Annotated in this window: 20 protein-coding genes; 13 read left to right on the top strand and 7 right to left on the bottom strand. The window is 34.7% G+C overall.

The annotated features are described in order from the left end of the window. Positions 1-1,362 carry an HTTM domain-containing protein gene (locus AACZ92_RS09115; protein WP_339700076.1) on the top strand — a complete coding sequence of 454 codons (1,362 nt, stop codon included), beginning with the start codon at positions 1-3 and terminating at the stop codon, positions 1,360-1,362. Continuing rightward, positions 1,343-3,796 carry a TonB-dependent receptor gene (locus tag AACZ92_RS09110; RefSeq protein WP_339700074.1) on the top strand — a complete coding sequence of 818 codons (2,454 nt, stop codon included), beginning with the start codon at positions 1,343-1,345 and terminating at the stop codon, positions 3,794-3,796. Before AACZ92_RS09115 ends, AACZ92_RS09110 begins: the two co-directional genes overlap by 20 nt. 60 nt (positions 3,797-3,856) lie before the next feature. Here the strand turns inward: AACZ92_RS09110 and AACZ92_RS09105 are convergent, their stop codons facing one another. Beyond that, the gene (locus AACZ92_RS09105; protein WP_339700072.1) at positions 3,857-4,105 is read right to left on the bottom strand and encodes a hypothetical protein; all 249 of its coding nucleotides are present in this window, start codon (positions 4,103-4,105) and stop codon (positions 3,857-3,859) included. Between the two features lie 205 nt (positions 4,106-4,310). On the opposite strand from AACZ92_RS09105, the gene guaB reads away from it, so the two are divergent. Then, positions 4,311-5,783: an IMP dehydrogenase gene (gene guaB / locus AACZ92_RS09100; RefSeq protein ID WP_339700069.1), complete on the top strand. Its 1,473-nt coding sequence runs from the start codon at positions 4,311-4,313 to the stop codon at positions 5,781-5,783. Between the two features lie 34 nt (positions 5,784-5,817). Here the strand turns inward: guaB and AACZ92_RS09095 are convergent, their stop codons facing one another. Further along, positions 5,818-6,327 (bottom strand): OmpH family outer membrane protein, encoded by a 510-nt coding sequence (locus AACZ92_RS09095; protein ID WP_339700066.1) that lies wholly within the window; start codon positions 6,325-6,327, stop codon positions 5,818-5,820. Between the two features lie 326 nt (positions 6,328-6,653). Continuing rightward, positions 6,654-7,112, bottom strand: a complete 459-nt coding sequence (locus AACZ92_RS09090; RefSeq protein ID WP_339700063.1) for an SRPBCC family protein — start codon at positions 7,110-7,112, stop codon at positions 6,654-6,656. Between the two features lie 163 nt (positions 7,113-7,275). Between AACZ92_RS09090 and AACZ92_RS09085 the strand changes: the two genes are divergently transcribed. The 9 genes from AACZ92_RS09085 (at position 7,276) to AACZ92_RS09045 (ending at position 16,918) form a co-directional block, all read left to right on the top strand. Further along, the gene (locus AACZ92_RS09085) at positions 7,276-9,234 is read left to right on the top strand and encodes a peptidylprolyl isomerase (protein ID WP_339700060.1); all 1,959 of its coding nucleotides are present in this window, start codon (positions 7,276-7,278) and stop codon (positions 9,232-9,234) included. Next, positions 9,234-10,085: a peptidyl-prolyl cis-trans isomerase gene (locus AACZ92_RS09080; RefSeq protein WP_339700057.1), complete on the top strand. Its 852-nt coding sequence runs from the start codon at positions 9,234-9,236 to the stop codon at positions 10,083-10,085. Before AACZ92_RS09085 ends, AACZ92_RS09080 begins: the two co-directional genes overlap by 1 nt. Next, on the top strand, positions 10,072-11,520 hold the full coding sequence (locus AACZ92_RS09075) for a peptidylprolyl isomerase (protein WP_339700054.1): 1,449 nt from the start codon (positions 10,072-10,074) through the stop codon (positions 11,518-11,520). Before AACZ92_RS09080 ends, AACZ92_RS09075 begins: the two co-directional genes overlap by 14 nt. Before the next feature lie 50 nt (positions 11,521-11,570). Continuing rightward, positions 11,571-12,524, top strand: coding sequence for a MoxR family ATPase (locus AACZ92_RS09070; protein ID WP_339700051.1), 954 nt, complete (start codon positions 11,571-11,573; stop codon positions 12,522-12,524). After that, the gene (locus AACZ92_RS09065; protein ID WP_339700049.1) at positions 12,524-12,724 is read left to right on the top strand and encodes a hypothetical protein; all 201 of its coding nucleotides are present in this window, start codon (positions 12,524-12,526) and stop codon (positions 12,722-12,724) included. The genes AACZ92_RS09070 and AACZ92_RS09065 overlap by 1 nt, the downstream gene beginning before the upstream one ends. Before the next feature lie 145 nt (positions 12,725-12,869). After that, a complete protein-coding gene (locus AACZ92_RS09060) occupies positions 12,870-13,223 on the top strand; it encodes a hypothetical protein (RefSeq protein WP_339700047.1) in 354 nt (117 codons plus the stop codon). 119 nt (positions 13,224-13,342) lie between these two features. Beyond that, on the top strand, positions 13,343-13,717 hold the full coding sequence (locus AACZ92_RS09055; protein ID WP_339700045.1) for a hypothetical protein: 375 nt from the start codon (positions 13,343-13,345) through the stop codon (positions 13,715-13,717). A 153-nt stretch (positions 13,718-13,870) separates the two neighbouring features. After that, positions 13,871-14,068: a hypothetical protein gene (locus AACZ92_RS09050; protein WP_339700042.1), complete on the top strand. Its 198-nt coding sequence runs from the start codon at positions 13,871-13,873 to the stop codon at positions 14,066-14,068. Positions 14,069-14,650: 582 nt separating this feature from the next. Beyond that, complete coding sequence (locus AACZ92_RS09045; protein ID WP_339700039.1) at positions 14,651-16,918, top strand: aconitate hydratase; 2,268 nt, start codon at positions 14,651-14,653, stop codon at positions 16,916-16,918. Positions 16,919-16,994: 76 nt separating this feature from the next. Here AACZ92_RS09045 and AACZ92_RS09040 read toward each other — a convergent pair whose 3' ends face one another. Next, positions 16,995-17,672, bottom strand: coding sequence for a hypothetical protein (locus AACZ92_RS09040; protein ID WP_339700036.1), 678 nt, complete (start codon positions 17,670-17,672; stop codon positions 16,995-16,997). Between the two features lie 161 nt (positions 17,673-17,833). Here AACZ92_RS09040 and AACZ92_RS09035 point away from each other — a divergent pair, with 161 nt between their 5' ends. Further along, a complete protein-coding gene (locus AACZ92_RS09035; RefSeq protein ID WP_339700034.1) occupies positions 17,834-18,340 on the top strand; it encodes a TlpA disulfide reductase family protein in 507 nt (168 codons plus the stop codon). A gap of 3 nt (positions 18,341-18,343) precedes the next feature. Here AACZ92_RS09035 and AACZ92_RS09030 read toward each other — a convergent pair whose 3' ends face one another. The 3 genes from AACZ92_RS09030 to AACZ92_RS09020 all read right to left on the bottom strand — a co-directional run. Next, the gene (locus AACZ92_RS09030) at positions 18,344-18,835 is read right to left on the bottom strand and encodes a nucleoside deaminase (protein ID WP_339700031.1); all 492 of its coding nucleotides are present in this window, start codon (positions 18,833-18,835) and stop codon (positions 18,344-18,346) included. 28 nt (positions 18,836-18,863) lie between these two features. Continuing rightward, the gene (locus AACZ92_RS09025) at positions 18,864-19,556 is read right to left on the bottom strand and encodes a lycopene cyclase domain-containing protein (RefSeq protein WP_339700029.1); all 693 of its coding nucleotides are present in this window, start codon (positions 19,554-19,556) and stop codon (positions 18,864-18,866) included. Positions 19,557-19,559: 3 nt separating this feature from the next. Then, on the bottom strand, positions 19,560-19,863 hold a 304-nt coding region (locus AACZ92_RS09020), incomplete at its 5' end, for a beta-carotene hydroxylase (RefSeq protein WP_339700027.1).

Genomic DNA, 19,863 nt, shown 5'->3' with positions numbered 1-19,863 from the left:
ATGAACACAATAATAAAAACATATTTCACGAAACAAACACAGGCCGCACCTCTAGCGGTCTTTCGTGTTTTTTTTGGTGTGATGATGTTTGTGAGTATCATCCGGTTTTGGTCAAATGGATGGATTGAAAAATTATACATAACCCCTAAATTTCATTTTTCATATTACGGTTTTGAGTGGGTACAACCACTTGGTAATTATACTTATATTTTATTTGCTATTTGTGCGTTTTCGGCCTTGATGGTGGCTGTAGGCTTTAAGTATAGAATGGCTATTATAGCTTTCTTTTTAAGTTTTACGTATATAGAGTTGATGGATAAAACCACCTATCTAAACCATTATTATTTTATTAGTTGTGTAAGTTTTTTAATGATTTTTTTACCGGCTAACAGTTATTTTTCATTTGATGCCAAAAACCTTAAAAAATCTTCTTTCTACATTCCAAATTGGACAGTTGATTCAATAAAAGTAATGCTCGTCATTGTATATTTTTATGCTGGATTGGCAAAATTAAACAGTGATTGGTTGCTAAAAGCAATGCCATTAAAAATTTGGCTACCATCAAAATATGATATTCCTTTCCTCGGAAATTTTATGCAACAAGAATGGGTGCATTATGCTTTTAGTTGGAGCGGCGCTCTATACGATTTAGCAATACCATTTTTATTGTTATATAAACGTACACGTTGGTTTGCTTTTATTTTGGTTATCATTTTCCACGTGCTTACGCGCGTATTATTTCCTATTGGGATGTTTCCATTTATTATGATTGTGAGCGCATTAATCTTTTTTGACGCTTCGGTTCATCATAAAATACTTCAGGTTGTATCAAAAATCTTTAAGATTAATAAAGCTGAAATAGATAACAAGATTAAAAAGGTATTTTTTAAGAAAAGAATGAATGCTTCAAAAGCTATAGTCGCCACTTTATTGGTGCTGCAATTAATTATTCCATGGCGCTATTTAGCGTATCCCGACGAATTGTTTTGGACCGAAGAAGGCTATCGCTTTTCTTGGCGTGTTATGTTAATGGAGAAAGCTGGTTACGCTCAATTTAAAGTTAAAGATAGTGTTACCGGAAAACAATTTCATGTTGATAATAGTGACTTTTTAAACACATTTCAAGAAAAACAAATGAGTTTTCAGCCGGATTTCATTTTAGAATATGCACACTTTTTAGGAAATCATTTTGCATCGCAAGGTCATAAAAACCTAGAAGTGTATGTAGAAAGTTATGTAGCTCTTAACGGACGGTTAAGTCAGCCGTTTATTGACCCTACAGTCGATTTATTACAACAAAAAGAATCATTTAAACACAAACCTTGGATTTTAGAATTTAACGATGATATTAAAGGATTATAATTTTAAAACAACACTTGTTGCGTTCGTCGCTTTATTAACAACCCTAACAGTTGGCGCACAATATACTGTTTCAGGAAAAGTGACTACTGCAGATAATGCAGTTATCCCCAATGCTGAAATATTTATTTCTAGTACAGGAAACGAAACCAACACAGATGAGAATGGAACATTTCAATTTAATAATGTACCGGAAGGCACGTATTATTTTGTCGTGTTCACTTACGAATATCAATTATTGGAACAAACGGTAGAAGTTTCTGAAGATACAAACCTTACTTTTCAATTAGAACCTTTAGGAGAAACCCTTTCTGAAGTTGTTATAAAAAAGCAAAGAGATAGGGTTTTTGCTTTAAAACAATTACGCCCTGTTGAAGGTACTGCTATCTATGCCGGAAAAAAGAGTGAAGTGATTCAAGTAGACAACTTAACAGCTAACCTCGCAACGGGGAATGCGCGTCAAATCTATTCGCAAGTGGTGGGGCTGAATATATATGAAAATAATGACGGGGGACTGCAATTAAATATTGGTGGACGTGGGTTAGATCCTAACCGAACGGCAAACTTCAATACTCGACAAAATGGATATGATATTTCAGCAGACGTTTTAGGGTATCCAGAAAGTTACTACACACCACCAGCCGAAGCATTACGAGAAATTCAAGTAGTGCGAGGAGCGGCTTCTTTACAATACGGAACACAGTTTGGAGGGTTAATTAATTTTAAACTAAAACAGCCCAACCGAAATAAAAAAATAGAACTAGTTTCTAGACAAACCGTCGGCTCTTACGATCTTTTCAATAGTTTTAATAGTTTAAGCGGGCAGGTAGGTAAATTTGGGTATTATACCTATTTTAACTACAAAAAAGGAAACGATTTCAGACCAAACTCTCAGTTTGACTCTTATAATGGGTATGCGCATTTGGATTATCAACTTACCGATAAAACTAAGCTTACTGGAGAATTTAGTTACTTATATTACATAGCGCAACAGCCTGGAGGATTGACAGATACGCAATTTGAAGAAGACCCCACGTTCAGTAATCGAACCCGAAACTGGTTTGAAGTGGACTGGAAATTGTACTCGTTGATGTTGGAACATACTTTTTCAGAAAAGACGGATTTTAGCTTAAACCTTTTTGCATTAGATGCTTCCCGCAAATCGGTGGGGTTTCGTCAAAATCGGGTTTCACAACAAGATGATCTTACGGAGCCAAGAGAATTAATAGTAGGAAACTTCAATAATTGGGGCGCCGAAGCTCGTTTATTAACCCATTATGACCTTTTTAATACCGAAAATGTATTCTTAATAGGAGGAAAGTACTATCAATCTAAAAATACCAGTAAACAAGGTCCGGGGACCAATGGCAGTGATGCTAACTTCAGCTTTGCTGAAAATGAATTTCCAAATTATGAGCGCCAAAGTGATTTTGAGTTTCCGAACTTAAACTTGGCTTTATTTGGAGAAAATATTTTTAATCTTTCTGAAACGTTTTCTGTAACACCCGGTTTTCGATTTGAATATATTAAAACTGAAAGTGTAGGTGCATACAAAAATATAAACCTTGATAATGCTGGAAATCCAATTTTAAATGAAACGATACCAGATAATAGAACTTTTGATCGATCTTTTGTTCTTCTGGGAGTTGGCTTGAGTTATAAGCCTTTTAAAAGTGTTGAGTTGTATGGAAATATAAGTCAAAACTACCGTTCGGTCACCTTTAACGACATTCGTATTACTAATCCTTCATTAACAGTAGATCCTAATATTACTGATGAAGAGGGTTTTACAGCCGATGTTGGAATTCGCGGTAGATTCCAAAAGTTTGTGTCCTATGATTTAGGAGCGTTTTTCTTAGGTTATAATGATAGGTTAGGAGTAATTCTTCGAGAAGTAAGTGATATTGAACAAGAGCGGTTTCGTGGAAATATTGGAGACGCCATTACCTATGGTATCGAAACATTTATTGATTGGAATATTTGGAATACATTTTATTCTGAAGAAAAAAATATAAAATTAAATCTGTTTTCAAATTTAGCTTTAACTCATTCAGAATATACAAAGTCTGAGCAGACTAATGTAAAAGGCAATGAAGTGGAATTCATTCCAGCAATAAACTTTAAAACAGGTTTAAATTTTGGATATAAAAACTTTTTAGGAAGTCTTCAATACACCTATTTAAGCAAACAATTTACTGATGCAACAAATAGCGAACGTGATTTTGAAAGTCAAAGTGGTATCATTGGGGAAATTCCGGCGTACGATATATTAGACCTATCATTATCCTACAAATATAAAATGTTTCAATTTGAAACGGGAATCAATAATGTGTTAGATAACAGTTATTTTGTAAGAAGGGCAACTGGGTATCCTGGACCAGGTATTATTCCTAGTCAACCAAGAACTTGGTACGCCGGATTACAAATAAAACTTTAATAATCAATACCTCCAAAAAAGTTTTTAAAGGTATTGGTCATTAAATATAATTTAGTTTTGTTATGCATTTACCTGTTGCGGTGCCCACGCAGCACACAACATTCCAGGTGCGGCTTTATCAGGATTAGCGCAATCGCTTTCCTCGTATCTTGAGCACGTTACACAATTTCGCTCGTCATTCAGTTTTGCTTTCATTTCAAAATTATCGCAAGTATAATGAGTGTTTACCATTACTTTGTGAACAGAACAAACATCGCCTTCCATTAAGTTATCACAGTTTATACAGTTATGTGCTAGTCTAATTGCCATAGTGTTTTCTTTTTAAGTTACTTAAAAGTACAGCGGTATTGTTTTAGAAACAATTTAAATAGTAGTATTAGGTATATTTTGTTTTTAGATTGAATTAAAATAAACCTTTTTATTACTTCGTTGAAGTCAACATTTAATTGTACATTTGCACGCAATTAAACGGTAACTAATTTCCGGTTTCTTTCGGAATAAAAATTTAATTGCAATGACCGCACACGACAACAAAATTCTTGGAGAAGGCCTTACGTATGACGATGTACTTTTAGTACCAGCGTATTCAGAAGTGCTTCCAAGAGAAGTTTCTATCGAAACTAAATTTTCTCGAAATATTACATTAAACGTCCCTATTGTTTCCGCAGCAATGGATACTGTTACCGAAAGCGCCATGGCAATTGCCATAGCACGCGAAGGTGGAATTGGCGTCTTACATAAAAATATGACTATCGAGCAACAAGCTGCTGAAGTGCGTAAAGTAAAACGTGCTGAAAGCGGAATGATTCTAGATCCGGTAACCCTAAAAAAGAGCGCTACGGTAGCCGATGCTCAAGCCACTATGAAAGAATACAGTATTGGGGGTATTCCAATTACTGATGATGAAGGGAAACTTATAGGAATTGTTACCAATAGAGATCTTCGTTTTGAAAAAAACTACGAACGTAGGTTAGAAGAAGTAATGACTTCTGAAAATTTAGTTACTGTAGCAAAAGGAACATCTTTAAAAGAAGCAGAGATTATTCTTCAAGAAAACAAAATTGAAAAACTACCCGTTGTTGAAGACGACGGTACTTTGTTAGGATTAATAACATTTAGAGATATAACCAAGTTAACCCAAAAACCAACAGCCAATAAAGATCAATATGGACGGCTACGTGTGGCTGCTGCTTTAGGAGTTACCGCAGATGCTGTTGAACGCGCTGAAGCTTTGGTAAATGCACAAGTTGACGCTGTAATTATAGATACAGCTCACGGGCATACTAAAGGTGTGGTGATGGTTTTAAAAGAAGTGAAAAAGAAATTTCCAGAATTAGATGTAGTTGTAGGTAATATAGCAACTCCTGAAGCTGCTAAGTATTTGGCCGATGCGGGTGCCGATGCAGTAAAAGTGGGAATAGGTCCAGGTTCAATTTGTACTACGCGAGTTGTTGCAGGTGTTGGCTTTCCACAGTTTTCAGCTGTATTAGAAGTTGCTGAAGCACTAAAAGGAAGCGGCGTTCCTGTAATTGCAGATGGTGGTATTCGATATACCGGTGATATTCCTAAAGCACTAGCAGCTGGAGCAGACTGTGTAATGTTAGGTTCTTTATTAGCGGGAACAAAAGAGTCTCCAGGGGAAACAATCATTTACGAAGGACGAAAATTTAAATCGTATCGCGGAATGGGTAGTGTAGAAGCCATGAAAAAAGGCTCTAAAGACCGGTATTTCCAAGATGTGGAAGATGATATTAAAAAATTAGTACCAGAAGGGATTGTTGGTCGTGTACCATACAAAGGTGAATTAGTAGAAAGCATGACACAGTTTATAGGCGGATTACGTGCTGGTATGGGGTATTGCGGTGCTAGTTCTATTGAAGGTTTAAAAGAAAATGGGAAGTTCATTAAAATCACATCTTCAGGTATTCATGAAAGCCATCCTCACGATGTAACCATAACTAAAGAAGCACCAAATTACTCAAGGTAATTTAGTGCTTCCTTTATTTGTAGGGCATGAAAACTTATTCTCCGTTTTCAGGGATAGTAATGCCTAATTCTTTAAGTACATCTAGTGTAAGGTCATATTCGTCTTCAAAATACACAAGCGACGCATCTGCAGTTAATACTTGGGTATATTTGCCTGCCTTGGCAACTTTATCTAAAGCTTGTCCTACTTTGTTATAAACCGGACGCATTTTATCATCGCGCTTAATACCAATAAGTTTATTACCGTTTTGTTGAAACTTAGCAATATCGTTTTCTGCATCTGCTAATTCTTGTTGCTTAGTTTGTTTTTGTACATCGGTAAAGGAGGCTTCCCCCGCTTTATAAGCTTCAATTTTAGCTTTATAGTCTGTAACTTTCTTTTGAAGATCAGCATCAAGTGTTTTGCTATACGCTTCTACGTCTTTTTTAACATCTTCTAATTCAGGCATTAGTGAAACAATATAATCTACATTAATGGTTCCAACTTTTGTTTGTGAAAAACCTGTAATACAGATAAAAAGAAAAATAATGTTTAAATATTTCATGGTTTTATTTTATTTGGCGCAAAACTACATAAATTCTCCTTAATGACTTTAAAAAGAAAACAGTGTTACAACTCTTGTATTGTTTTACAATTAAGGATTATAAAGTTGTCCTCTATTTGGTTTTAAACGTTCTCGTATAAACCTCATGTTGTCTTTGGGAGTTATTAAAAAAGCCGTGCAATGCATTGGGCTTATTTGTTCCGTATCGCAAGTGGAGCTCTCCAAAGATTCAGCGGTAGTAAATTCTTTAAGATGTATAACGTGATGTTCTGCGATTTTTAAAGCATTCGGTCCTCGAAAGTCCCATATTAATTTAACTTGTTCCATTATTTTAATGTAGCTACTGAAATATCTTTTTCAGCAAAATTTTTAAAGTCCTGCATGTATTTTTTAGATTGTTTTTTAAAAGCACCTGGCATAAGCCAACTCATTAGCTTCATTCCGAAGCCTGAAAATTGGAACTCACTTTCCGATATCCATTTAGTATGGTTCTTATCTATTTCTTCAAAATAATTTTTTTGAATATTATGTACGCCCTTAGCGTCATAAGTAGCGTGAAATTCGTGTGGAAAATTTCGATTTAAAATAGTTTCGATCAATGTCATATCCCGTTTTCCCATTTTGTATTCTAATTTCATTTTAGCTCCTTCTTGGCCTAGCGTTCCTTCAAGTACTTCATAGCGTATAAATCCTTTTTGCCAATGTTTTAGGTTGTAGGGATTATCCATTTTTTCGATAACCACTTCACGGGGAAGATTAATTATAACTTCAACAGTATAGTTCATAATCTTTAATAATTAATACTAAAGTACGCAATTTTCACAAAATTTAAACAAAATATATACACTATAGGGTTTTGTAAAAACGTTTCATGTCCATGCTTGTTTAACAGTACTTTTTTATACTTTTGCGACACTTCATAAAAAATAAACTAAAATAACTGTACAAATGAATAAAAATTCCATAGTGTTGTTTTTGATGGTAATGGTTTCAGCCATTGTTTTAGGTCAAGACAAAAAAGAGGTTTTGTTGACCATTGATGGATCTCCTGTTTATATTTCGGAATTTGAACGGGTTTATAACAAAAATTTAGACTTGGTGCAGGACGAATCGCAAAAAAGCGTGGATGGTTATTTAGACCTTTTTATTGATTATAAGTTGAAAGCTGCCGAAGCTTATGCCCAAAACCTGGACGAAACACGTTCGTATAAAAATGAATTTAGAAAATATCAAGAACAACTTTCTAGGAATTATATTTTTGAAAACAAAGTGACTGAAGATCTAGCTCGCGAAGCTTACGAACGCGGAAAAGAAATGATTAGCGCAGACCATATCTTAATACTCGTTGGGTATGATGCTGTACCGCAAGACACTTTGAAAGCTTATAATAAAATAGAGGAAGTTCGCGTAAAAGCAGTTAATGGCGAAGATTTTTCAACATTAGCAAAACAATATTCTGAGGAGCCTGGCGCTAAAGAAACTGCAGGTAAGTTAGGTTATTTTTCAGTCTTTTCTATGGTTTATCCATTTGAAACGGGGGCATACAATACAAAAAAAGGTGAGATTTCAAATATTATTCGCACACAGTATGGCTATCATATTATAAAAGTGGTAGATCGTCATGAGCGTGAACCAAAAAGAGGTGTTTCACACATTATGATTTCAGATAATGCTGGAACTCGAACTTTCGATCCTGAAGAGCGCATTAACGAAGTTTATGCTATGCTACAACAGGGAAAGTCTTTTGAAGATTTAGCGAAGCAATACTCAGACGATAAAAACTCTGCTGTAAAAGGAGGAGATTTAACTCCATTTGCAAAGGGGGATTTAAAGTCTAAAGCTTTTGAAGAAGAGGCATATAAGTTAAAAAATCTAGGCGATGTTTCAGAACCAATAAAAAGTGAGTTTGGCTGGCACATAATTCGGTTAGACACAATACAAGACAAACCAACCTTTGAAGATGAAAAAGAATATCTTGAAAAACGCGTTAAAGAGGGGAGCCGCTCAAAAATAGTGAGTCATGCCGTTAATAATAAGATAAAAGAAAAATACGGATTTTCTCAAAATAACGACTACAGCAAATTTTTTAATGAATTTGTAACTGATAGTGTGACAAATAGAAAGTGGAAATACGATACTTTAAGTACATCGCATGATAAAGTACTTTTTACTATTGGAGAAAGAGATGTGATGTATAGCGATTTTGCTGAATATATAAGTGAACGCCAACGTAGAATGCAGCTTTCAAAAACTAAGTATAAGATTATTAACGATATGTATGATGAGTTTGAAACCCAAGCATTGAAAGATTACTTTCGTTATAGATTGGAGGATGAGAATGAACAATATGCAACGGTAATAAGCGAGTATCGGGATGGGTTGTTAATTTTCGATCTCATGGAGAGAAATGTTTGGAACAAAGCCAAAGGTGATTCCGTAGGACTTCAGAAATTCTATAATAATCATAAAAACGATTATAAATGGGACAAACGGTATGAGGCGGAGATCATTTCAGCAACCAATGAAAAAACAGCCCAAGAAGCTTCTAAGCTTTTCAAAAAAGGAAAAACAGGTGAAGAAATAAAAACCCAATTAAATAAAGACAATACAGTAAATGTAATCCTTACCACAGGTATTTTTGAAAAAGAGGAACGCGAGTTGCCAAAAGATTTCAAAGGGAAAAAAGGAGTGTCAGATATATACCACCAAAACGACTCATATATAGTAATTAATGTGAGTGCTGTTCTTCCTGCTGGTATTAAGCCTCTAGACAAGGCAAAGGGAAGTGTTTTGAGCGATTATCAAAACTATCTTGAAACAAAATGGATAGAAAGTCTTCATAAAAAATATAATGTGATCGTTAAGAAAAAGGCATTAAATAAAGTTAAAGAAGCATTACAGGGTTAATGAAGAAAATAGGAATACTTCTATTATTATTGATTGCGGTATCTTGCGATTATTTTAAAAAGGATACCGAGCAAACCCCTATTGCTCGTGTTAACAAGAGCTATTTGTATCAAGAAGATATAAAAAGTATACTGCCTGATAATGCATCACTAGAAGATAGTACAGTATTAGTAAATAATTTTATTAATCGTTGGGCGACACAACAATTGCTAATAGATCAAGCAAAAATAAACTTATCTCAAGAAAACTTGGATAATTACCAAGAGTTAGTCAACGATTATAAAAATGAGCTATATGCTGAAGCTTATAAAAATGCAATAGTGGCACAACAATTGGATAGCACTATCACTGAAAATGAATTGACAAACTTTTATACCCAAAATAAGGATAATTTTATATTGAACGATGAGCTTATAAAAGTTCGTTACATTGTACTTTCAAAAGATTTTACAAACTCCAATAGTGTTGCTGAAAAATTTAGAAGATTTACAGCCGAGGATAGAAAAGATTTGGAAGATAGAAGCATACAATTTACAAACTATAATTTCAATGATTCTACTTGGGTGAAAAAAGATGCTTTACTGCAAACATTTCCGGCTCTTAAAGATAAGGAGTCTGAATTGTTAAAAAAATCAAATTTCACGCAAGTACAAGATTCATTAGGGGTATATTTGGTCAAAATTGAAGACGTTCTTAAAACAAACGATGTAGCCCCACTTTCTTATGTTTCTCCAACAATAGAACAAATTATATTAAACAAAAGAAAGCTAGAGTTAATAAAAAAATTAGAAAAAGATATAACAAAAGATGCACTTAAAAATAAAAACTTTGAAACGTATGAAAAGCGTTAATGTATTGACGACAATATTCTTGTTATTAGCAAATTTTGCAATAGCACAAGAAGTGGTTACTGTGGACAGTACAGGTGTTGCAAAAGGCAAAGCTGAAGACTCAATAAAAGTAACAACAAAAAAAGCTGATTCCTTAAAACCTTTTAAACGATTTAAGGCAGAAGGAGTAAGCTCTGTTGTAGGCGAGTATGTTATTTTAGATAGTGATATTGATAAAGGCTATCTAGAGATGCAACAACAAGGACTTGATATAAAAGATATAACCCGTTGCGAACTGGTAGGTAAGTTAATGGAAGATAAGCTATACGCTCATCACGCCAAAGTTGATAGTGTAGTGGTTGCCGATGCACAAATTAACGACCAGATTACTCAGCAAATGGACTATATGATTAGTGAGTTGGGTAGTGAAGAAAAAGTAGTGGAATACTACCGAAAAGATAATATGGGGCAATTGCGAAGTGAGTTATTTGAGGTTAATAAAACCATTGCCTTAGCTCAAGAAATGCAACGTAAAATTATCGAAGATGTTGAAGTAACTCCAGAAGAAGTTCGAGAGTTTTTCTTTTCTATCCCAGAAGAAGACAGGCCTGTTTTTGGTGCCGAAGTAGAAGTAGCACAAATTGTAATAGAACCTGAAATCACCGAAAAAGCCAAACAAGATGTAATTAACAGGCTTAATGAAATTCGGCGAGATATTGTAGAAAATGGGGCCAGTTTTGCAACCAAGGCCGTTCTATATTCAAAAGACCCAGGATCGAGTTCAAAAGGAGGGTTGTATAAAGGAATTAAAAAGAATTCGCCCCTTGCCAAAGAATTTATTGATACCGCTTTCTCTCTTCAAGAAGGTGAAGTGAGTGAACCTTTTGAAACAGAATTTGGTTTTCACATTTTAATGGTAGATAAAGTTAAAGGTCAAGAACTAGATGTACGTCATATCCTAAGGTTGCCAGATGTCTCAAGTGCGACCGTAGATAAAGCAAAAGCTAAAATTGATAGTGTACGTACCAAAGTGGTAAATGGGGAGCTTTCATTCGCTGACGCTGCTATGAAATATTCCGATGAAAAAGAAACTCGTTTTAGTGGAGGACAATTGGTAAACCCTGTATCAAGTGACACTCGTTTTGAATTGACTAAAATGGATCCAGCTTTAAGTGCCCAAGTGTACAACTTAAAAGCTAATGAAATTTCAAAAGTATATTCAGATAGAGGTCGAACTGGAAAAACCAAATTTAAATTTCTTACTATAACTCGTCGGTATGAAGAACACACCGCAAATTTTTCAAAAGATTACGAAAAAATCAAGGAGTTAGCTCTAAAGCAAAAGCAAGTAAAAACCATTGAAAAATGGCAAAATGAAAAAATTGACGAAACCTACGTTAAGGTAAACGAAGATTATGAAGATTGTGAATTTGCAAGCAATTGGCTGAAGAAGTAGTTTCAGTGAGTAGTAAGCAATAAACCAAACGAATAAATAACTAGACCAACATGTCAGACGTAGCAGCAGTAAAACAACTCGTATCTAAGTACAACGCATTACGCACCGAAATAAGCAAGGTAATCGTTGGGCAAGACGAAGTGGTAGAACAAGTATTACTGTCTGTTTTTTCAGGAGGTCACGCGTTATTGATTGGAGTTCCTGGACTGGCAAAAACACTGTTGGTTAACACCGTTGCACAAACTTTAGGATTACAATTTAAGCGTATTCAATTTACGCCAGATTTAATGCCGAGTGATATTTTAGGTTCTGAAATATTAGATAAAGACCGAAATTTTAAATTTATAAAAGGTCCCATTTTCGCCAATATCATTTTGGCCGATGAAATAAACCGTACGCCGCCCAAAACCCAAGCAGCTTTGCTAGAAGCGATGCAGGAACGAGCGGTAACCATTGCAGGACAACATTATAAACTGGATTTACCTTATTTTGTTTTGGCTACCCAAAACCCAATCGAACAGGAGGGAACCTACCCATTGCCCGAAGCACAGTTAGACCGTTTTATGTTTGCTGTAAATTTGGACTATCCTTCTTTTTCTGAAGAAGTAGAGGTGGTTAAAGCGACTACTGCTGGAGTTCAAAATGAAGTTAATTCGTTGTTTACTGCGGAAGAGATTATCGAGTATCAACAGCTTATTCGAAAAATACCTGTTGCCGATAATGTTATTGAATATGCGGTGACGCTTGTTGGAAAAACACGTCCTGACAGTCAAGCAGCGCCAGAATTGGTGAAAAATTATATTGATTGGGGTGCAGGACCACGAGCTTCGCAAAACCTGATTTTGGCAGCAAAAGCCAATGCGGCATTGCACGGAAAGTTTTCTCCAGACATTGAAGATGTTCAAAAAGTAGCAATCGGAATTCTACGCCACCGCTTGATTAAAAACTACAAAGCCGAAGCTGAAGGGTTGACCATCGAAAAAATCATTACAAGCCTGTTTTAATGGACCTTAAAAAGTTTACACTTCCTATTGTTTTATTTGTAATAGGGATGGTCTTGATTACTTTTGGCGCTATTGTTACCATGCTCCATTGGGATCTAGGTTTTATCGATGCCACTATTTTTATCGCCATAGGTTCACTCATTGAAGTAGTAGCTTCTATTATTGCCATCGTTAAGCTGATATTGATGTATAAGAAGTGATTTTTATTAGCTTGGTAAGACTTTAAAATTAATAGCTAAACCGAACAAGTAAATAAAACATTGGTTGATTATAGTAGTATTTATTTTTACAAGTTGCCATACTAAAAATGAGCAAAAACACTTCTTATTCGATGACACTGAATTAATGAACGATTCTTTAACGGTTAAGTCTTATAACGAATATGAATCTAAAAACACTTTCTTTACAATTACGGATAGCTTGGTTATAAAAGAAATATTTCAGGCTATTAGTAAACATTCAAAAAATGATTACATAGAATTTATACCAACGAATTATTCTGACTCTTTTTTTGATTTTAAGGTAACGCAAAACAAAAGAAAATTTTTAATTTCAACAGGGAAAATAAAAGAACCTAAAAAACCTGCAAGAGGTTATGTAGATGTTTTAAGAAAAGAAAACCGTGGCTATATACCAGAGGGATCATTTTATTGCGATACTCTATTTGAAATTATGAAAAAGTATAATAAAAGACGATAAAGGGATTATTGGTAATATCTCGAACTGGTGTTTATTAACAAAAAAATAATCTTGATAATTGAATATCAATAAGTTACAAGAACATTTGTCTCAAGGGAAAAATCTAAAAAATAGGTGTTATGAAAAAAGTATATATATTTATTTTATTTTTGATATTACTTTCAGCCGTATTGCTTATCATCTTTTTGTTTTACAATAAAGTTCTGGAGATGACCGACAAAAAAGCGTCTGACTTTTACAAAGAAGATGATTATAAAGGCATAGTTGTCAACAAATTTATTGATACAGAACAACATAACTATCATAAAGTTGTTGTCAAAAAAGAAGAAAATCAACAAACCATTCTCTTTGATCACGAAAATGGAGGGCTTTTCGAGTTTATCAAAATTGGGGATTCTTTGACAAAAACCAGAGGAAATTTAAAAATCCGTTTACAACGTGAAAATTTAGATACGATAATAAAGATGGAAATTTATGATTGGAAGTTTAATTGACGGTAATATCTTAAACTACTACTTTTTTATGCGAGCTGTGTTTGTAAATCCTTCTGGAGCATGTAACTCTTAAGACAAAAATTGTATATTTGTTATAATTAAAACACAGTAGCTATGGGTTTATAGGCAGATTTAAAATGGATACACCGGGAATTGGATAATGTAAAAGACCCTACGTTTATTGAAGCAATTAAAAATATGTTGAAATACAACAAAAAAGTATTCTCAGAACGTATAAGCATTGAGCAGTACAATAAAGAACTAGATGTATCTATCGAACAAATAGAAAGAGGAGAGTTTTATACACATAAAGAAGTAGGAGAACGTATTAAACAATGGAGAGAACAGTAATTTGGACGCATCAAGCCGATGCTGAATTGATCCAAGCTTTTTTAGAGTTGTTAGAGCAATCTTAAATCGATTGAGACGACAACAAGAATTATTACAGAAATCTACGAATCTGCTTCCGTATTAGCAACCAATCCTGTGATTTATAAATTAGATGCGCTAAGAAAAAATAATAAAGGAGATATCAGGGCTTATGGAAAGCATACGTACAGAATATCCTATCAAATAGAAAAAGAAGCTATTTATATCATCCGTGTTCGCTATCCAAGAAAAGTGCCTTTGGAATATTAATGTTAGCCAGAAAACCAAACTCCTATAACCCAATAACCCAAAACCGCCCTTTTCCCCTTATTTAGAATCAAACTTTTTTAGTACAATTTTTCTGCTTTTAAATTACTTCAAAACCAAAGCATTTACAAATTCATAATTTTGTATATCAAAAATTACGTAATTGATAAATATTTATACCAAAAACCATAATTCTTTGTAAAATAAGCAGTGTTTAACGCGGTTCGTTAAACATTTTTAAATTATAATGAAATTTTGTAATTTCGCAAGACTTCAAAAAATCAAAAAAATAAAACTATGGCATTTGACATTGACATGATAAAAAAGGTGTATTCCCAAATGGCAGAACGTGTAGATAAAGCGCGTGAAATTGTCGGGAAACCTTTAACTCTTTCTGAAAAAATATTATACAGCCACCTTTGGGACGGTAAACCTTCCGAAAAATTTGAGCGTGGAAAAGACTACGTTGAGTTTTCACCAGACCGTATTGCATGTCAAGATGCAACAGCACAGATGGCATTGCTTCAATTCATGCAAGCAGGGAAAGATAAAGTTGCTGTACCTACAACAGTACATTGTGATCACTTGATACAAGCAAAACAAGGTGCTGAAAAAGATTTAATAAGTGCCAACAAAAGCAGTCACGAGGTTTTTGACTTTTTAGAGTCTGTTTCCAACAAGTATGGAATTGGTTTCTGGAAACCTGGAGCAGGAATTATTCACCAAGTAGTATTGGAAAATTATGCATTCCCAGGAGGAATGATGATTGGTACCGATTCACATACAGTAAATGCCGGTGGATTAGGTATGATAGCTATTGGTGTTGGAGGTGCCGATGCGGTAGATGTGATGGCCGGAATGCCTTGGGAGCTTAAATTTCCGAAGTTAATAGGAGTAAAACTTACAGGCGAATTAAATGGTTGGACAGCTTCAAAAGATGTAATTCTTAAAGTAGCTGGTATTCTTACCGTAAAAGGAGGAACAGGTGCTATTGTTGAGTATTTTGGACCTGGTGCTAAAAACTTGTCTTGTACTGGAAAAGGAACTATTTGTAATATGGGTGCTGAAATAGGCGCTACGACTTCTACATTTGGCTATGATGACTCTATGGAGCGTTTCCTTAGAGCAACCGAACGTGAGGATATTGCTGATGAAGCAAACAAAGTAAGAGAGCATTTGACAGGAGATGACGAAGTATATGCAAACCCTGAGCAGTATTTTGACGAAGTAATAGAAATTAACCTTTCTGAATTACGTCCACATTTAAACGGACCTTTTACTCCAGATTTAGCGACGCCAGTAGGTGAGTTAGGAGAAAAAGCAAAGAAAAACGATTGGCCTATAAAAGTAGATTGGGGATTAATCGGGTCGTGTACAAACTCTTCGTATGAAGATTTAACACGAGCGGCTTCCATTGCACAACAGGCTATTGATAAAAAACTAAAACCGAAGAGTGATTTCGGTATTAACCCAGGTAGTGAACAAATTAGGTTTACAGCTGAGCGTGACGGACTTTTAAATGTTTTTGAAAATCTTGGAGCCACTGTATTTACAAATGCTTGTGGTCCTTGTATTGGTCAGTGGGATCGTAGTGATCGCAAAGGCGAAGAAAAAAATACAATTGTACACTCGTTTAACCGAAACTTCTCAAAACGTGCCGATGGTAATCCAAATACACACGCTTTTGTAGGTTCGCCAGAAATGGTTGCTGCAATCGCTATTTCAGGACGTCTAGATTTTGACCCAATGAACGACACCTTGGTAAACGAAGAAGGACAAGAAGTAAAATTGGATGAGCCAAGAGGAATTGAATTACCACCTGAAGGTTTTGAAGTAGAAGAAAATGGATATGTAGAGCCTAGAAAAGATGGAAGCGGTGTAGAAATAAAAGTTGCTAAAGATAGTGAGCGTCTTCAATTGTTAACACCTTTTGAGCCTATTCAAGATTCTGAAATGCAAGGGATGAAGTTGTTAATTAAGGCATTCGGGAAATGTACTACCGACCATATTTCGATGGCAGGACCGTGGTTACGCTACAGAGGTCACTTAGATAATATTTCAAACAATTGTTTAATTGGTGCTATAAACGCCTATAACAAAAAGACAAACTTTGTTAAAAACCAAATTGATGGTGAGTATGGCGGTGTGCCAGACGTACAACGTGAATACAAAGAAAAAGGGATTAAAACGATTGTAGTGGGTGATCACAATTATGGAGAAGGTTCTTCTCGTGAGCACGCGGCTATGGAGCCACGCTTTTTAGGAGTTGCTGCTGTATTGGTTAAATCGTTTGCACGTATTCATGAAACAAACCTGAAGAAACAAGGTATGTTAGGATTGACGTTTGCCAATGAAGCAGACTATGATCTAATACAAGAGGATGATACGTTTAACTTTGTTGACATTGCAGACTTTGCACCTAATAAACCATTAACTATAGAAATAGTACATACAGACGGAAGCAAAGACACGATAAAAGCAAACCATACCTATAATGATGCCCAAATAAAATGGTATCGTGAAGGTTCTGCTCTTAACTTGATTAAAAAGCAGAATGCATCGTAACCAATAATTTAGTAAATAAGAAAACTCCTTTTGTTCAATTACAAAAGGAGTTTTTTATTGGGAAGCTAACAAAAAATTATCGTATCTGCTTAATAGTGAAATAGCTATCAGATTTTGAACGAAGTAAATTAACACTAAGTAGATTAGTAAAAAGTCGAAACTGTATCGTTTCTCCTTCAGAAAGTTGTACTAAGGTTTGAACACTCCTAATAGGAGGTGTTATATTAATATCTAGAATTAATACAGAAATATTAATATTGGCAAAGTTTTCCTGTGCAATAACTTCGGTTCCTTTAAGAATTTGAATACCATAATTAGTTGAAATTGCTAATCCGCCAGAGGAGTTTATCTGAGCATACACTTCATATATACCATCTTGTTTAGCAGTATACGTATGTGTTGAAGTGTCAAATTCATTATTAGTATCAAAATTTAAATTGTCAAAAGGGAGTATCGCATAATTTGAACCTAGACTTATATTTATATTCGTGCTAGAACCTGAAAAATTTCCCTTTATAGTTGTTTTCAAATTACTTTCAAAGACTTGTTTTGATGATATTTTTTTTATTAATCCGTCAGTAGAAGTTACCAAGATTGAAGTAGCGAAAATAGATTCGTCAATTTCATTATCTACTGTTCTTATAATCATATCACCATTAACGTCTAAAGCTGCATTAGGTGAAGTAGTATTTATACCAACTTGTGCCGAAAGTGGTAAAGTAAGTAGTAAAATTAAAAGATATCTAATGTTCATCTTTAAAATGGTATTAAGTTTGTTATACAATAGTAAATCTAAAGTAACGATTAAGCGCATAAAATATAGACAAAATGCGAATATTAACAAAATTTTAAGATAAATTGAGAAGTTTTTTAAAGAAAAATAAAGGGAATATACTTTTCCTAATCGTACTTGCTTTGTTGATAATACCCCAAACCAGAACGCCTATTCAAGTTTTTGTGCAGCGATTGATTTCGTTTAGTCCTTCGGAAACCGATGCTGACGAAAGGGAACAGCTTAAAGATTATACTTGGAGTCTAAGCTCGTTGGGAAAGGAACGTGTTGATTTTTCTATCTCAGAAGGAAAGGTTGTTTTATTAAATTTTTGGGCCACGTGGTGCCCGCCCTGTATTGCTGAAATGCCATCGCTTCAAAATCTGTATGATGAATATGGGGAGCGGGTTGATTTCTACTTGGTCACTTCAGAAGAGCCAGAAGTTGTACAGCGATTTATGGATAAGAAAGGGTATACATTTCCGGTATATATTCAACAAACAAAAGCTCCCGAAATTTTATTTTCACAAACGCTACCAACGACCTATCTTATCTCAAAAGAAGGAGAAATTGTTATAAAAGAGACTGGCGCGGCCGATTGGGATAGCAAAAAGACCAAGGAAATTATTGATGGATTGCTGGATAATTAATTTTTAATAAACTTTTTTGTCGTTTTTATCAGCCCATTTATCAAACACCTTAACAGCTTCATTCCGAAGCATACAGACGAAGTCTATCTCTCGATTCTCTATTTCCTTATCAATTTCATCATAGATAAATTGGTCGTCAAAATTAATCTCAGCTGCATCCTCTCTATTACAAGCGTAGAACACTTTTTTAGGGCGAGCCCAATAGATTGCACCCAAACACATGGGGCAAGGTTCACATGAGGTATAAAGAATGCAATCTGTTAACTGAAAGCTATCTAATTTTTCACACGCTTTTCTAATGGCCACCACTTCGGCGTGAGCAGTAGGATCGTTTGTAGAAGTAACGTTGTTGTGACCTTCGGCAATAATTTTACCATCTCTTACAACCACAGCGCCAAAAGGTCCGCCTGCGTTTGCATCCATTCCTTTTTCGGCTAAGGCAATGGCGCGTTGCATAAATTTTTTATCATCTTCGGTATAGTTGCTTTTGCTCATAATGTAGGTTGAAAGATATTTTGTAAAGTTATGCTTTGTTGTAATGTTTTTCAAATAATTCAGTACAAACAAAAACAGTCAATAGCATTCCTAAGTTGTAAATAGTATCTTCAATTGGAATGGTTAAGAGGCGAAGTCCCATATTTTCAGCATTATTATACCAAACTACTTGGTCTTCAATCCCGGTACCAGTTAAAATTCCGTTTACTAGAAAAAAAGGAATAAAGATGATAAAATAGGTAGGTAAAAAATCCATCAACCACTTTTTTCGATAATTATAAACCAAACCTAATAAAATGAGGGCGTAGATAAAGTTTATAAGTGTATACCAATGATCATAATAATACCATAATAAAATTATTAAAGTACTAGCTAGTAATACATAAAATATAGAAGTGAATTTTTCAGAAAAAGAAAATTTTGGAAATAATTCCTGCAGCGCATAATGTGTAAATATACAAGCGTAGGGAATACAAATAAAAAACAGCCATTCTTCTATGGGAAGATGAAAAATGCGAGTACCAGTTATGTAGGCGTCGTTAAATCCCCAAAAACCATTGGCAGTAAATATACTATCCCATGGTATAAAAATAACCATCATGATGGCAACAGCTGGGAAAAAGGAACGCCATTTTTTATAAAATTGGAGTCGAGGATGAAAACTAAATAAAAAAGGAATGCTAAAAGAGCCCAAAACGAGCCATAAATAAAGGTTGTTCATGTACTACTTTTTTTTAAAAAAGCGCAAGGGAGGAAAAAGCATACCAAAACATTCTCCATCTTCCTTACCTAAATGTTTATGGTGCATTTTATGTGCTCTACGTATTCCTTTTGCATACCAATTATTGGCATTCCGAAAAAGTTTGAACCGTTGGTGTATAAAAATATCGTGAACCATAAAATAGGCGACACCGTAGGCAAAAATACCTAAACCAATGGGCAATCCGGCCCAAAAACCATAATATTGCCAGCTTATAAAACAGCCAATACTAACGGCAGCGTAAAAGACAAAAAAGAAGTCGTTACGT

Origin of the sequence: uncultured Marixanthomonas sp., assembly GCF_963974425.1 — a bacterium.
In the GTDB taxonomy this organism is placed as follows: domain Bacteria; phylum Bacteroidota; class Bacteroidia; order Flavobacteriales; family Flavobacteriaceae; genus Marixanthomonas.
This window is presented reverse-complemented; position numbering and strand designations above follow the sequence as displayed.